Genomic DNA, 15,179 nt, shown 5'->3' with positions numbered 1-15,179 from the left:
ACTAATCCTCAGCCGACTCAATTTGCTTCAACACATAATCTGTGCCCGATTTCACCACTAGAAAACGTACTTTCTGTCCCTCTTGATAATCGCCAAGCGGAATATCGTCGCTTGTGGTGAAGTTCATCTCTCCCGCTTGCCACTGCCACTCATCAACGGCTTGATGGTTCACCGTGATCATCCCGAAGTCTGCCATCAACATCGTGATATCGCCTTCAACCCAAACCTCTGTCGCCATTACGTCATCACTCTGACTCACATCCGTCACTTGGTATTGGCCTGATTCTGTCTTCTCCATCTCAAAGTCGATCGCTTGACCGTTCGCCAATCCCGATAAATCGACGTCTTCAGAGAAGGTAAAGTCCATCACCATGCCCGGCCAATCCCACTCAGGAACAGGTTGGTGCTCTATCGTTGCCATGCGATGTCCAACCATCAAGTTAGTAATAGTACCCTTTGCCCAAACAGAGCTGCTCATTTGGTTTGGTTCATCATTAACTGAAGAGATACGAGACAGATCCGCTGTTTGACTCGATTCTGAGTCAATCATGAAGTGAGCAGAGGTAACCACATCAATACCCGGCTCTAGCCCTTCTAGCACTTCAACACGATCACCTGCTTCACGACCCACTCGGATACGATGAGAACGATATTTTCCGTCGCCTTCAGAAAGCACTACTCGCGTCATACCTCCTGAATGGATCACGGAAGAGCGCGCTACTGTTAACACATCATCTTCGCTTTCAGGCTTAAGAGTGATGTTTGAGAACATGTTTGGTTTTAGCTCACCATCTGGGTTTGGAAACTTGAGGCGTACACGTAAAGTACGTGTTGTAGGATCGAGAATTGGGTAGACGTAATCCACACGACCACTCCACTCACCGCCCGGTACAGCATCTAGCGTCATCGAAGCTGCTGTACCTTGAGAGATCCAATGCGCTTGGCGCTCAAATACTTCGGCATCCACCCAGACTTCATCGAGTGGTCCGGCACTGATCACCGCTTGGGCTGGGGAAAGGTATCCCCCTTCTCGGATGTTCAAGGTCGCAATAACACCATCGGCAGGCGCTTTTACTTCAATAGTTTGTGAGGCCTTACCCCGTTTCACGATGTGATTGATTTGCAACTTATCAACACCGAGTGAAAGCAATCGCTCTTTCGCACCTCCAATCATCCCTTTTCGACCGGTTTTATAAGCACTGAGCAACTCTTCTTGTGCCTTTACTAACTCAGGAGAATAGAGCGTGAATAACACTTCCCCCTTTGATACCTTCTCACCCACTGCATTAATAAATAACTCTTGAACCCAACCAGAAACACGGACATTGGTCTGCCATAAACGGCTCTCATCAAACGCAACGTATCCAACGGTCTCGATCTTTGGGGTCAGAGGCTCTAATTTCACCGTTTCACTTTTCACCCCAAGGTTATTTTCAACCGCAGGATCAATAGTTACCGTACCTGGCTTGTCTTTCTTGCCTGCTAAGTCATCGGCGTAAACTGGGACTAAGTCCATGCCCATCGGTGATTTACCCGGTTGATCGCGTTGATAGTTCGGATCCATAGGTGCCACCCAATAGAGCGGTTCATCTGCACCACTGGTAGATGATTCACTGCTCATTGCAGCGTGGTTCATTGAAAAAAACTGACTCGCACCAACACCGATTGCAGCGCCAACGACTAGTGCAATGCTTGCGACTTTAAATGATTTCATGAAGATTCCTTATTGCGCCTGAGACGTTGTCTTTTGTGATTGTGAAGGCTGGTGGTATGACCCACCCACAAGCGCCGCTAACTGGCTATTGACGATGTTGAGATCCGTGATCAGTCTCTGTTGCTCTAACTGAATATTGAGCGCATTGGTCATGGCAGTGATCACATCGTTAAACTGCGCGGTATTATTTTGATAGCCGCGCTCGACCGCCTGTGTGGTCGCATCGGCTTGAGGAATAAAGCTTTTTTGATAACGCTCAATACGCTGAGACAGATTGTCTCTGTCTACCAAAAGCGCATTTACTTTGGCGTTCATTTGGCTCAATAAGGTCTCTTTCTGAGCGCGTGCTGAACCCACTTGATATTGGGCCGCTTCTACACCTTTATCTTGTCGATTACCTGTGAACAGTGGGATATCCATGGTCACATACGCACTCACGAGATCAGAGGCAGGATTACCTTGCATGTTATTGGCTTGGCGATAGGCGTACATCACCTCGACACCAAACTGAGGCAAGTAAGCTTGCTCTGCGATCTCTACTTGAGTTTCGTTAACGGTGATAGCGCTATCCGCCGCACGCACCATAGGATGCGATTGCAACAATGGATAGAATTGAGAGTTGCCCGTGTAAGGCGTTAACCGCGTTTCAAGATCTTGCCAACCCAACGCGTTATTGGCTTGAATAGTCTTAGTTGACGAGTCTTTGGCAGGCGTTTGGCTTGAAGCCAAAGAAGCATTCAACCATTCATCACCCAACCATTCGGATAACTGTGCAATGATACGGCGTTGCTGCTGTTGGTTGGCTTGCAGTTTTTCATCAAACTTCACCACGTTAAGCTGAGCATTAAGAAGATCTTGCGCTTCACTGTTACCGATTCCGTAATTGGTCTCAATGAATCGCTCTAGCTCTGCCATCAATCGACGACTTTCCAACAAGGTTGCACGCGCTGTTTGTTGATAACCAAGCTCTAGCCACAGAGTGGTGATGGTATTAGTGATTTCTCTTTCTCGAACGGCAACTTGAAATTGGATGCCATCAGCCTGTTGACTTGATTGACGCTCTTTCAAATCCAACGTCGAACCACGCTCGAACTGCTGCATCAATCCAACAGAAATGTTGGTCATTGGATCTTCATCAAACTTAAAGCTATCAACGGGCAAGCCGCCAAAACCCACTTTAAGTTTAGGATCGCTCAACGTCGCCGACGCGATGCCCGCGTGACGAGTAGCTTGAGATTGGGCAATGATCTGCTGGCGACCGCTATCACGTAGCAGTGCTTGCTCAATGAGCAGTGAGAGCTCACGCTCATACACTCGTTGAGATTCACTGTCGCTGCCATTATTTAAATGACTCGCACTGGTCGAAGTCACCGTCGTATTCGACGATGCCGCGAAAGCAAATGCAGGCATCGCCAATAAGCTGGTGCAAATCGGTAGCACCAACCATCTTGATTCAATATTCACAAGAATAAATCCATTTTATGGCGTTAAAAAACGCATAGATCGCACCTAGGGACAGTCGTTACAACGGACCGATAGGTAATGAAATTGTGGAATAGTGAATTAAGCGGAAGGCGGTCTAAGAATAAATTGAATACGCGCGACCTTGCTACCGATGATCACGTCATGATAGGGAGCAAGCGAGTAGGCAAAACTGGATAAGGTATTCATTGATTGGAGCGGATAGGACCAACTCAGGCAGATAGAGACACAACAATTGGCAAAGCCATCGCCACCATGTGAACAATGACCAGGCTCATGTTGAGCCATGTCGTGCATGGATTGATGAGCGTCCGAGACCGAACACATTGCAGCGATTTCAGGAGTCATCATACTGGCATGCGGGCAAGCCATGGTCTCTTTATCCATCATCTGCATTTCTATGGTTGACGCACTAGAAACACCCGTCGACAACAACATCGCAAGGATGCTGAAGATCGTAATCCAGAATGTCTTAAGTGAGTATGTCATAACCAATCCATATAACGTGAAGTATTACTATAAAGGTTACCCCAAGGGGAAGGTCAATCCTTATAATGACAAATATAGTCCGAATATTGATTGATCGCTCACCAAACACACAAACTACCAATTTTTCTAACAATTATCTTTGTCGTCTAGACAAAACACCCTAGTTGATGTGATTGGGTCTCAAAATTACTATGCAAGGCGTCTGATTGGTTAAGGAATCTTCAGATACTTAAATGCGTTACGTCAATCATGTTCATTGCTCAGGTCAATTTTTGAATTTCGATTCACCCCAGTTTATGAGCTCATTTTGGAGCTCGTTTCTACCTGAATGAACCTTTGGAATTATTTGTGAACGTTTTAAAGAATATTTGCCCACTAAAAATGGGGAAAGAGCGTGACAAGCGCGAGTATGACTTGCGTGTACTGAACTGTGTTAGTGATAGTGAGTACGCTTCACGCATGGCAATTTGGGACACTCTGCTAATGGGTAAGCCAGCAGCAAGTGAAATGAAAGGGTTTATGGATGAGGCTTTCAACAAGCTTCAAAATGAACTACGTGAGACACGTCGCGAATTGTCGATTAACTACACCGACTTTATCGCAATGGCTCATGAAGAAGTGAATTACATCAAGATATTCGTTGCGGACAACAAGACACAAATCGGGTGGTACGTTGCTATCGCTCTTATGATTGTTGGCACCATTGCTCTCTGCGTTCAATAAGCTGAGTTGAGCTAATTCAGATCTCACTAAGATATGACTAGAAAACAGGTTGCTCTTGTTGAAGCGTTGTTTTCTAGTCAATTGACCTCGAATTAGCGCATTAACGAAAGTAGATGCTCAGATGAAGCCTTTGGGTCATCTGCGTGACAAATCGCAGACACCAGTGCTAACCCATGAACGCCCGTCGCCATCAACTCTGGAATATTGTTTTCATTGATTCCACCAATGCCGACAATTGGCAACCTGGTTGTTTCAAGTGCCTTCTTTAGTCCTTCCACACCCCAGTGCTTTTTAGTGTTGGTTTTGGTTGGCGTTGCAAAAATCGCACTCAGGCCTATGTAATCGATCGGCAGGTGATTGGATTCTTCCAGCTGCTGTTCATTCTCAATCGATAATCCAAGTATCTTATTTCCACCTATCAATTGGCGCGCAATCGTCGCTGGCATATCCGATTGCCCCAAGTGAAGTCCATCTGCATCCACCGCCAATGCCACATCAACTCGGTCATTAATGATCAAAGGAACACCTGTACCTTTCAAAATAGCTTTGACTCGTTGTGCACGTTCAATGAAAGCTCTTACGTCACCATGCTTTTCTCTTACTTGAACCATGGTCACACCACCCGCGACGGCTTGCTCTACCACATGTTCTAGAGTGGCTAAGTCTTGTTGGTCATCGGTAACAAGGTAGAGTTTGTATGGGTTGCTCATTGATTTGGTATCCTTTAAACGCACAAACCGTTTATTGCGGTGCTTTGTTATTGAACATCTAGTTTACCGTTTGAGTGCGCTAGAGACATCAAATACTCGTCTTTAAATGTTTGCTGCCAGATCATAGTCCGCTCTCTACCGCCACACGCCTGACAATATGTCACTAAACACACATAAAACATCTCAAAAACTCTGACAGCAACATCCAAACACAACAAAACGCCTACAAGTGACACAAAAATGTTACATTTTGCATGCTCTTACATAGTAAATGTGAAATACTCTGCGAGTACTTACGGGCAAGAATACAGTGAAACGCGGATTATAAGGATGTATATGCGTCAACTATCTATCTCTTTAAGAGTGAAACTGGGTTATGCGATCTGCTTACTCTTTTTCATCATCTCGGGCTTTGTTAGCTTTCAAGGGATCCAAACCCTGTCTAACGGATTCAAAGATTACAGTCTATTGAGTGGACAAGCAGCAGAATCCAGCAATATTGAAACCCACTTTTTACAGATGCGCCTCACGTCTGAGCGATACCTTGCAACGCTTGATGAACAATATCAGCAAGCTTACCTCGCCAATAAAAGTGAGATCGATCAGCAGCTACAATCTCTACTTAATCAAACTCAACATGTCGACAGCTTAGAGCGACTGTCTCAAGTGCAGCAAAGCATTACTGCATTCGACCAAGCGTATCAATTAATGAGCCAAAGCCAACAATTGATCCACCAGCTCGTCACGGTTGAGATGGTAAAAAGAGAAGAGAACGCGCTTAAAGCAGCTCAGAGCTTACTTTACGAGTCTTATAACAACGATGACTCTAACGCGAGCCTATACGCAGGTATGTTAATGGAGAACTTCTTAGCGGCGAAAATCGCAGTCTTAAGCTACTCCAACGACGGTAACCCAAAAACCTACGAAACAGGCCAAGATCTATTTGAGTACGCCCTACCCGGCATTGAAGGTGACATTCGCTCTCTAGAATCGTCCGACTACCAAGCAGAGTTAATCGACAGTTTTACCGCTCAGCGAGAAGCCTATGCTGCAGGATTTGACCAAGTGCACCAGCAAAAGTTGGAAAACGCGCAGCTTCAAATTCAGTTAACTAGCCTAGGTGATACGCTTGCGATTGCGGTACTCGATGCACAGTCCATCTTAGAACAACAAAAGAACGCGCTTATCCCAGAGCTAGCACTCAGTGAGGAACGCTCTATTCAAATCATAGTGTTACTTACTGGTATTGCTCTATTAGTCGGCACAACAAGTGCGATTTTCGTAACGCGTTCAATCAACAAGGGTATTGCACAAGTCAAAGAGATTACCAATGAACTGGCACAAGGCAACCTAAGCGTTGACGTCAAAGTCACTGACCAAAACGAAATAGGTCAGTTGCTTGAAAACATGAAAACCACCATTGAATCTCTGCGCGATATCGTTCAGCAAGTGAACGCTTCGAGCCTACGCATTGGCGAAATGTCAGAATCGCTCGATAGTGTGACGACAACTGGCTCTAATAACGCAGCACGACTCAACGATGAGATCATCAATATCTCTTCCGCCGTTAACCAACTTGCATCAAGCACTTCAGAGATCGCGTCTAGCGCTAACCATGCGTCTGAGGTTGCGAGCCATGCTACCTCTAACGTTGCTATGGGTTTAACCGAAGTAGATAAGACCTTGCAAGAGATTGGCCAAGCCGACGAACAGATGCAACTCAGCAGCCAAAAAGTAAGCGACCTGCATGCAGAGTCGATGAACATTGGTGCAATTCTGGAAGTAATTCAAGGTGTTACCGAGCAAACTAATCTACTTGCTCTAAATGCAGCGATCGAAGCAGCGCGGGCTGGCGAGCAAGGTCGAGGCTTTGCGGTGGTTGCAGATGAAGTTCGTACCCTAGCGCAACGCACTCAAGAGTCAGCAAGCCAAATTAATGATCTAATTACCTCACTGCAGCGCGGTGCTAAAGACGCTCTAGAATCGATTAAGGAGAGTCATGGTACGGTATCTCAGGCATCGACTCAGGCTCAACAAGCGTCTCAAAACTTGCATGTCATCAATCAACACATTCAAGATTTGAACCAAGCCAACAGCCAGATCGCAATATCAGTCGATGAGCAAGATAGTCTAACCCGCTCGCTAGGTGATAACGCCCAAGGTGCCAATACCATTGCCCAAAGCAACCAAGAATCTGTCGCTAAGATTTCAGAAGCAGCAAGCGACTTAACCGAGGTAGCACACCACCTTAAGAGCCAAGTAGACCGGTTCAGAAGTGCCTAGTGCTCAATTTGAGCCCTAACCACGACAGGTCATTTAGCACCAATTAAAATAACCCCGAGTTGATAAGACTCGGGGTTATTGTTTTTAGATTTCAGAGTTCTTCCAATCGGCCAACTAAGCCGTTAACTTTAGGCGGGCTGCTAGTGTCTCTTCATCTAATTGATATAGAGCATCAAGAATATTGAGCTGCAAACTACCTGGACCTTGAGCCTGCACAGCCGCAATTTCACCAGCAACACCCAATACCGCCGCTGCCGCCAAACCGCTCTTATCACCAACCGCGGCAAACGCCCCCGTTAACGCAGATAGGGTACAACCCATGCCCGTCACAAAAGGCATCATGGCGTGGCCATTATTGAGCTGGGTTACCGATTCTGCAGTCACTACATAATCAGTCTCACCAGAAATCACCACACTAGCGTTATATTCAGACACGAGGAACTTGGCAGCCCCCAGAGCCGCTTCGCTGCTGTCTAAGGCATCAACACCTTTGCTTTGCGCTTGCTCACCTGCCAATGCGATGACCTCAGAGGCGTTAGCACGGATGATCAAGCTATCTGCTAATTGTGCAATACGGCGCGAAGTTTCAGTTCGCAGCAGGCTTGCGCCACACCCTACGGGATCCAGAACAACCGTTTTTCCATTGGCATTCGCTTGTTCTACGGCAAACTCCATACGTGGCGTCCAAGTGCTGTCTAACGTGCCGATATTGATCACCAGTGCGCCAGCAAAAGACATCATCTCTGCCATCTCTTGCTTTGAGTGCGCCATGATCGGAGAAGCACCTAAAGCTAATAGCGCATTGGCACTGTTATTCATGACAACGTAATTCGTGATGTTAACCACCAACGGTTTCTGTTCTCGCAACGTTTGTAGCGAGCGTGTGATCTGTTCAATAAGCATAAAAACCTCTAGTTAGACGTTGGAAACGTTGAGTTGTTGGCATCCAGCCCTTGCTGCCAAAACGCCACTTCCATGCGTGTTGCAGTTTTAAAAATGTGGATCAGCTTTTGTCCACGCTGGCTGTTGATATCAATTTCAGCAAGCAACTGCTCGAAATACTCCGCTCCCACTGCGACACCGCTTTGAAACTCTTCACCGCCGTACAATTCTATCCAGCTGCGGTAAGGGTTACCCTCTAACACTGTCTTTGAATCTTCCAACAAAGCTTTACCAATCACCGCGTAACCAATAGAACACGGTGCAAGCGCTGCGTAGAGATCAACCAGATCCCCAGTCATACCTGCATCGAGTACATAACGCGTATACGCAACGGTGCCAAAATCTTCAGGTTCATTCTCAAGGTCAGATTCGGTTAATCCCCACTTTTCACAGTAAGTCACGTGATGTCCAATCTCAGAATCCAAAAGCGCATGCACACTTGGTAGAGCACGACGCATGTCCGCCAATGTGTTCGCTTTGTAAATAGCTAGCGCATAAGCACGGGCATACTGCTTTAGAAACAGAAAATCTTGCTTCAGGTAATGGAGAAAACAAGGCTGAGGCAAACTACCTTGTGCCAGTGTTTGCACAAACTCATGCTCGGTATAGTCCTGCCAATCTTGCTGACATGCCTCAATTAAATCTTGATATTTCATGATGTTCCTTATTCGAACGTCGGTACGTAGTCAGCCGCTTTTGGCAGTGATTTGATGATGCCTTTGTCGTACATGAATTGTGCGTAATCATCGTAGCGTTTCAGGTCAACCGCGGATGGACGAAGAGCGAAGCGAGTGAGAGTATCGTTCCATGCACGCTGGTTAAGCTCGTTGTTTAGTGTGTCTGGTGAGTAAGCTACAAACTCTTTCCAAGATTCAGTTGGGTGGTTCACGATGTAGGTCGTCGCTTGTTCAAGCGCTTTGTTGAATGCTCTGATTGCTTGGTCATCGTGCTTTTTCGCATTAGCAACGAAGATAAGCTCATCATAAGCTGGCACACCATGCTCTTCAGGGAAGAAAGCCTTTGCCTTGTAACCTTCTAGAGCTAACTGGTTAGTTTCAAAGTTGCGTAGACCGCCCCAAATAGCGTCGACTTTGCCAGAAGCCAGAGATGAAGAAAGCGCCCAACCCACATTGATGGTTTGAACGTCAGTAAAGGCAACATTTTCTTGCGCTAACATCGTGCCGATCGTCGCTTCTTCATTGCCCGCGATAGCGATACCGATCTTCTTGCCTTTTAGATCAGCTAACGAATCGTTCTTGCCGTTATCTAAAACCATTAGCGTGTTCAATGGTGTCGCGATAAGCGTAGATGCTCTCACTAACGGCAGTCCCGCAGCCACATCCATCGTCAGGCTTGGCTGATAAGTCACAGCAAGATCAACACGCCCTGCGGCCACAAGCTTAGCGGGTGTGCTTGGGTCCGCTGGCTCTTGAATTTCAACTTCTAAGCCTTGCTCTTCAAAGTAACCACGCTCATGAGCAATCACGATTGGGCCGTGGTTCGGGTTTACAAACCAATCAAGCATCAGTGTGACTTTTGACTCATCCGCCATAACATGGCCAGAAACCAATGAAGCAATCAGTGCTGCCGCACCCATCAATTTTGTGTTTTTCACAGTTAACCTTTCCTTTTGAACTTTCTCGATTTTTATAGTGTGTTGGCGAGCAGAGTGTCAGCGTTACACCTATCTACCCTCGCCGTTTTTAAACTGGTTTAGCCTTTTAGCTCGATTGATATTTAGTGCTGGTTCTCCCAAGGGATCGCCTTTTTCAGTAACTTGTCAGTGATGAAGTAAAGAGAGATAGAGAGCACAGCCAAGATAAACAGCGCAGCGAACATTTCATCAATGATCATTCGTGCATTAGCTTGCAGCATTAGATACCCAAGCCCTTCACTCGAACCGACCCACTCGCCGACTACCGCGCCGATAGGTGCAATCACCACCGCCACACGCACACCCGATGCCAAGGTCGGCAATGCAGCCGGCAGTTGAATATGGCGAAGCCGTTGCCACTTAGTCGCCCCCATCGTTTGAGCTAAGTCGAGGTAACCCCGAGGCGTATTACGCAAACCGTCGTAGCAACAAGTCGTTACAGGAAAAAAGATGATGATCGCCGCCATCACCACCTTGGAGGCAATGCCGTAGCCAAGCCACAGCATCAAGACCGGAGCGATAGCAAACACAGGCACGGCTTGGCTGGCAATCAATATCGGCAGCAACCAACGTTTAAGCGGTTCGAATAACAACATTTGAAGTGCGAAGAACAATCCCATCGATAAGCCAAGTAGCAGCCCAAAAAGGATCTCTTGCGCTGTTACCCACGTGTGCTTGAGCAATACGTCATAGCGTTCAATTAGCTTGTTAAACACTTCCACAGGCGCTGGCAGAATAAAGCTAGGCATTTCAAATACCACAACCACCAACTGCCACAGACCCAGAATAATTGCGGTGCTTATCACGACACGCAGTAACGGGCTCATAGAGCGATCCTCATGGTTCAATACTGATTGAGGCTTGGTTAGCGCTTCGGAACTATGCATAGTCTTGCTCCAGCTGCTCCAAGATCTGTTGCTGAATGCTGGCACATTGGCCGTCGATGGTTCTAGGTGGCAGTGTTGTCGGCACTTTCAACGCTTGAGCTGAAGCAGGTGTTCCCTGCAGCACATAAAGATGATGAGCGAGTCGAACCGCCTCTTGTGGATCATGAGTAATCAAGACAACGGTCTTATCTTGAAGCAGATGGGCTGCTAACGTTTGCAGTTTATGCCTTGTGACCGCATCTAACGCTGAAAACGGTTCATCCATCAACACGATTGGTTTGTCTTGCATCAGCGTACGCGCCAATGCCACTCGCTGACGCATACCACCGGACAATTGTTGCGGCATAGCGTGAGCGTATTCAGCAAGCCCAACGGATTCAAGCAACGACATTGCGCGCTGCTGAATCTGTTCACTGCTTTGTGAAATGCTCTCCATACCTCGCCAACCTTTTCCTGAGAAGCGTTGACTGAGGCAAACATTGTCAATCACCGACAACCAAGGCAACAAAAGGTCTTGTTGTGCCATATACGCGATTCGACCTTCCAATGGCTCACCGTCACTGGTGTGTAACCCACCCTGCCACTCGATATTGTGACTCAGTAAACCAGCTAGATAACGAAGAATTGTGGTCTTTCCGCAACCGCTTCGTCCAAGCAATACCGTCCATTGCGCTGCCGCAACCGACAAGTTAAGACCTTGCAGTGTCGATCGTTCGTTATCGAGGTAGCGAATGCTGGCGTTGGTCAACTCAACGCCAAGAGGCTTATCGCACATCCGCATGGCCTGCGTAAAAATGATTCACTGGACCGTGACCTTGACCTACGTCCAATTGATCGGCATGCGCGATCGCCTCAGAGATATAGCGCTTACCTAACTCAACGGCTTGAGTAAGGTCATTACCTTGAGCAAGGTAAGACGCGATAGCCGAAGAGAGCGTACAGCCAGTACCGTGTGTGTTCTTGGTTGGGAATCGTTTTGCACTGATGAGGGTTGTTCTTGTAGGCAGAATCAGTAGGTCATTGCTGTTTTCATCTTGCTCTAAATGCCCACCTTTCAACAACACCGCTTTCGCGCCTAATGCTCGAAGCTCTTCAACCATGTCTTGCATATCAGCTTCGCTTTCAGGAACAGGTTTTCCTGTCAGTGCCGCACCTTCCGGCAAATTTGGGGTGATGATGTCAGCGAGTGGAATCAGCTCTTCTTTCAAAGTGCTGATGGCTGACTGCTCAAGCAGTAGATCGCCACTGGTCGCTACCATTACTGGGTCAATAACCAGATGTTTCGGTTGGAACTGCTTAACCTTGTCCGCGACCACCTTGATGATGCTTGAATCGGCCAACATCCCAACTTTCACTGCAGCAACGTTAAGATCATTGAAAACAGCATCAAGCTGGCTAGAGACATGATCGAGAGGAATGGGGAAAATAGCAGAAACGCCCTGAGTGTTCTGAGACGTGATCGCAGTGATCACTGAACAAGCAAAGCTGCCTGTTGCAGACATCGCTTTGATATCAGCTTGAATACCTGCGCCGCCGCCACTGTCTGAACCCGCAATGGTTAATACAATAGGTGTGTCTGAAGGAATAGATTGAGTGTCGATTTTTGTGCTGGAATGCTGGGTCATGGTCGCTCCTACCATCGAAAAGACGCAGGAGAACCGCACTAAAACTAAGAAGATTAGGCACCAGAGATCGTAAAAATAGACATAACGAATCGAAGTACCGCATAGGTTTTAGTGTCAATAGTTCCCTACGCCAGTACTAACTGAATCAGGTTCAACGGGTCTCGAAATTCGATCTCAGCAAATACAAAACGATGTAGTTGCCCCCCGACTATTGCAGCCATACTAACAGCACTATCACGAGGGAGGTAATAATTTTGCAGATTATTATTTACCAAAGCGTGAACGAAAGCGTTTTCGGGCATAAAACCATCAGCTTTGGCGATAGTATCTTGGAGCGTTAGTTTTACTCATTAAGTCTATGTGTGTGTCTATTCCCAGAACTTCCACCATTTTTGGCTGTTCTCTTCTCTTTTGGCTTGGCCTTGCTCTGAGCCTTTGCCTTCCTCTTTGCGAACTTGCTCTGCTTTCTTCTCTTTTTGTTTTTCGAGCCCAGATTTCTTATCTTTTAGTTTCTCTTTTAGATCCTCAACTTCCTCTTGTTCAACCTCTAAATCTTCTATCTCATTCTCTAGCTTTTTCTTATCTTTTTTATTTTTAACTTTCTTAGCTTTTTTCTTTTTCTCTTCGATTAACTCTTCGAGTTCTTCATCGCGGTCCTCAATCTGCTTTTCAGCCTTTTCAATGTCGGAGGACGACTTTATCTCTTCTAAGTTTGGTTTCCCTTTTCCCGCCCATTCTGGTTTTTCCGAGAAGGCGACTGGAGAAACACACATTAGAACGCTAACTAAAGAAATAATCTTAACTGGTCTCATAATCTACTCCTTTAAACAATACCAATTAACATTATATAACACTGGCTGATATCATCAGGGAAATTGACCAACGAATAGATCTTAGGATATCCATTGAATACGCTAATTTACTGTTTAATCGCCGCAGCTCTGCTTCCCTACCTAGCGAAAGTCCCGGTTGCTGTCGCTATGAGCCGACTCGGTGGTTACGACAATAATCATCCGCGCGACCAGCAGGCGAAATTGAAGGGATTTGGAGCTCGTGCACTTGCCGCGCACCAAAATGCGTTTGAGTCTCTCATCGTATTTTCAGCTGCGATACTTCTCGCCATAGCAACTGACACTGTCAACGAGAGCGTGCAGTTGTTTGCAATTCTCCATATCGGTTTTCGAGTGGCTTACCACATTTTGTATTTGGTCAATATTGGGGTTATGCGATCGATCTCTTGGTCGTTTGCGATAGGCTGTTCGTTTTTGATTATGGGACAATGCTTGGTGAGTTAATCAAAGATCACCAAACTAATTTCAAAAATCACGATCTCTATAAGCTCGAAAATAGCCTACGTTCGCGTGTTAGGCATGCTGGACACAAAAAAGACCTTATATCCTATAACTACAGACAGTTACGGATATAAGGTCTTTTTTAGTTTATTACAGCTAGTTTTCGTAACGCTGCATCTTCATGGTTGATGTATCTGCGCCAGCTAGGAAACCTTGCGCAGCAGAAGCACTCATAAAGCTTTCCATCGATGCATCCGCATCATCCAGCGATTCCCAATGCACAATCACGCGCCATGTATCGCCATCCACTAATCCAGATTCACGCTGAATAAATCCTGGTTGTTTTGACACGTAACTATCGGCAACGGCTTTATCCAGTTTTGCGAATTCTTGTGGATCGACACCGTCTTTAAGTTTGAAAGAAGCCACTTCCACGACGTAGTCGTGCTCGAAACCAAACTTACCATTGTCGTTTTTCCACTCTTCGCGAGGCGGAATATTCTCGATCACATCCCAATGCTCAACGATCTTGCCGTTATCAAGACGGAACAAGTCATAGAACGCGACGTCTTTATTCATAAACACGCCTTCGCTAATCGCGAGGACAAAGTTACCCTCACCCAAGATTTTGTGATTCTCTTTGTAAACCATTGGCATACCAACTTTTGCTAACTCGCCAAGCGCTTTGCCTAATCCGCTTAGGCCATCTGCGACCATGGTGTTGTGTTGAAGATAAGCGTCATCTTCGGCGTCGATAAATTGGTTGATTTTAGACATGTCGCCTTGCATTAAAATGGTATTAACAAAGTCTGCAACAATGGCTTTATTGTCTTCTGTCTTATCAAGCTCGGTTACTTTTGTTGGCCCATCTAACTGAGTTCGGCCACTTGGATTTGGCTGGGTCGCTAGCTCGGCTAGGTTATCCCAATGCTCGACAATCTTTCCGTCTTCAAAACGAAACACATCAAAACCGACTTTAGGGCCAAAGAAATTATATTCCGTATGTAGAAAAACATAATCGCCGTCTTGATAAGCGCGTTTAACATCGGCTCTGGCGCTACCTACAGGAAGTGCCTTCATCACTTCGCCAAAGCCCTCTAAACCATCGCCAACCGCTAAGTTGTGCTGCGTGTATTGGGTAGGACTGATATAATTAATTGCGTTGGCATCGCCGGTTTCAATACTTGATATCACCGCAACGGCCTTATCTTTGTTAGAAAGGTCATCGGTTTTCACCATGGAATCATTTGCGCATGCAGCGAGGCTCATCATACTCGCAGCAAGTAGTGTGCGAGAAAAGAAAGAAGTAATTGGAGATGTAATCATTTTGTTGCCCTCTCGTTTTTGTTATTAACAGCTTAATTGGGCAACTCTGAAT

General features: G+C 46.3%; 14 protein-coding genes, 1 pseudogene and 1 riboswitch. Of the genes and pseudogenes, 3 read left to right on the top strand and 12 right to left on the bottom strand.

The genetic code is table 11. From position 1 onward, the window contains the following. Position 1: 1 nt before the first annotated feature. From OCV50_RS18255 to OCV50_RS18245, 3 genes are all read right to left on the bottom strand, one after another. Entirely contained in the window at positions 2-1,714 is a 1,713-nt protein-coding gene (locus OCV50_RS18255) for an efflux RND transporter periplasmic adaptor subunit (RefSeq protein WP_261905202.1), read from the bottom strand. 9 nt (positions 1,715-1,723) lie between these two features. Next, a complete protein-coding gene (locus OCV50_RS18250; protein ID WP_390905173.1) occupies positions 1,724-3,172 on the bottom strand; it encodes a TolC family protein in 1,449 nt (482 codons plus the stop codon). Positions 3,173-3,277: 105 nt separating this feature from the next. After that, complete coding sequence (locus tag OCV50_RS18245; protein WP_261905201.1) at positions 3,278-3,685, bottom strand: hypothetical protein; 408 nt, start codon at positions 3,683-3,685, stop codon at positions 3,278-3,280. 381 nt (positions 3,686-4,066) lie between these two features. Between OCV50_RS18245 and OCV50_RS18240 the strand changes: the two genes are divergently transcribed. Continuing rightward, positions 4,067-4,408, top strand: coding sequence for a thiamine-phosphate diphosphorylase (locus tag OCV50_RS18240; protein WP_239840443.1), 342 nt, complete (start codon positions 4,067-4,069; stop codon positions 4,406-4,408). Positions 4,409-4,500: 92 nt separating this feature from the next. Here the strand turns inward: OCV50_RS18240 and thiE are convergent, their stop codons facing one another. Next, entirely contained in the window at positions 4,501-5,118 is a 618-nt protein-coding gene (gene thiE, locus OCV50_RS18235) for a thiamine phosphate synthase (protein WP_261905200.1), read from the bottom strand. 336 nt (positions 5,119-5,454) lie between these two features. On the opposite strand from thiE, the gene OCV50_RS18230 reads away from it, so the two are divergent. Further along, positions 5,455-7,401: a HAMP domain-containing methyl-accepting chemotaxis protein gene (locus tag OCV50_RS18230; protein ID WP_261905199.1), complete on the top strand. Its 1,947-nt coding sequence runs from the start codon at positions 5,455-5,457 to the stop codon at positions 7,399-7,401. 114 nt (positions 7,402-7,515) lie between these two features. On the opposite strand, the gene thiM is transcribed toward OCV50_RS18230, so the two are convergent. From thiM to OCV50_RS18195, 7 genes are all read right to left on the bottom strand, one after another. Next, positions 7,516-8,304, bottom strand: a complete 789-nt coding sequence (thiM, locus tag OCV50_RS18225; protein WP_261905198.1) for a hydroxyethylthiazole kinase — start codon at positions 8,302-8,304, stop codon at positions 7,516-7,518. A gap of 8 nt (positions 8,305-8,312) precedes the next feature. Further along, positions 8,313-8,999, bottom strand: coding sequence for a thiaminase II (gene tenA, locus OCV50_RS18220; RefSeq protein WP_261905197.1), 687 nt, complete (start codon positions 8,997-8,999; stop codon positions 8,313-8,315). An 8-nt stretch (positions 9,000-9,007) separates the two neighbouring features. Further along, positions 9,008-9,958 carry an ABC transporter substrate-binding protein gene (locus OCV50_RS18215; RefSeq protein WP_261905196.1) on the bottom strand — a complete coding sequence of 317 codons (951 nt, stop codon included), beginning with the start codon at positions 9,956-9,958 and terminating at the stop codon, positions 9,008-9,010. Between the two features lie 122 nt (positions 9,959-10,080). Continuing rightward, positions 10,081-10,824, bottom strand: coding sequence for an ABC transporter permease (locus OCV50_RS18210; RefSeq protein ID WP_390905172.1), 744 nt, complete (start codon positions 10,822-10,824; stop codon positions 10,081-10,083). A gap of 52 nt (positions 10,825-10,876) precedes the next feature. After that, positions 10,877-11,659, bottom strand: coding sequence for an ABC transporter ATP-binding protein (locus OCV50_RS18205; protein ID WP_261905194.1), 783 nt, complete (start codon positions 11,657-11,659; stop codon positions 10,877-10,879). After that, positions 11,649-12,509: a bifunctional hydroxymethylpyrimidine kinase/phosphomethylpyrimidine kinase gene (gene thiD, locus OCV50_RS18200; RefSeq protein WP_261905193.1), complete on the bottom strand. Its 861-nt coding sequence runs from the start codon at positions 12,507-12,509 to the stop codon at positions 11,649-11,651. Before thiD ends, OCV50_RS18205 begins: the two co-directional genes overlap by 11 nt. Before the next feature lie 105 nt (positions 12,510-12,614). Further along, positions 12,615-12,726, bottom strand: a riboswitch (TPP riboswitch). Positions 12,727-12,877: 151 nt separating this feature from the next. Beyond that, positions 12,878-13,324, bottom strand: a complete 447-nt coding sequence (locus tag OCV50_RS18195) for a hypothetical protein (protein WP_315974664.1) — start codon at positions 13,322-13,324, stop codon at positions 12,878-12,880. A 90-nt stretch (positions 13,325-13,414) separates the two neighbouring features. Here OCV50_RS18195 and OCV50_RS18190 point away from each other — a divergent pair, with 90 nt between their 5' ends. Beyond that, entirely contained in the window at positions 13,415-13,804 is a 390-nt protein-coding gene (locus OCV50_RS18190) for an MAPEG family protein (RefSeq protein WP_261905191.1), read from the top strand. 447 nt (positions 13,805-14,251) lie between these two features. On the opposite strand, the pseudogene OCV50_RS18185 reads toward OCV50_RS18190, so the two are convergent. After that, positions 14,252-15,127, bottom strand: a pseudogene (locus OCV50_RS18185) (nuclear transport factor 2 family protein); the annotation flags it as partial. Between the last annotated feature and the right edge of the window lie 52 nt (positions 15,128-15,179).

The sequence above is a fragment of the Vibrio fortis genome, from assembly GCF_024347475.1.
Taxonomy (GTDB): domain Bacteria; phylum Pseudomonadota; class Gammaproteobacteria; order Enterobacterales; family Vibrionaceae; genus Vibrio; species Vibrio fortis.
This window is presented reverse-complemented; position numbering and strand designations above follow the sequence as displayed.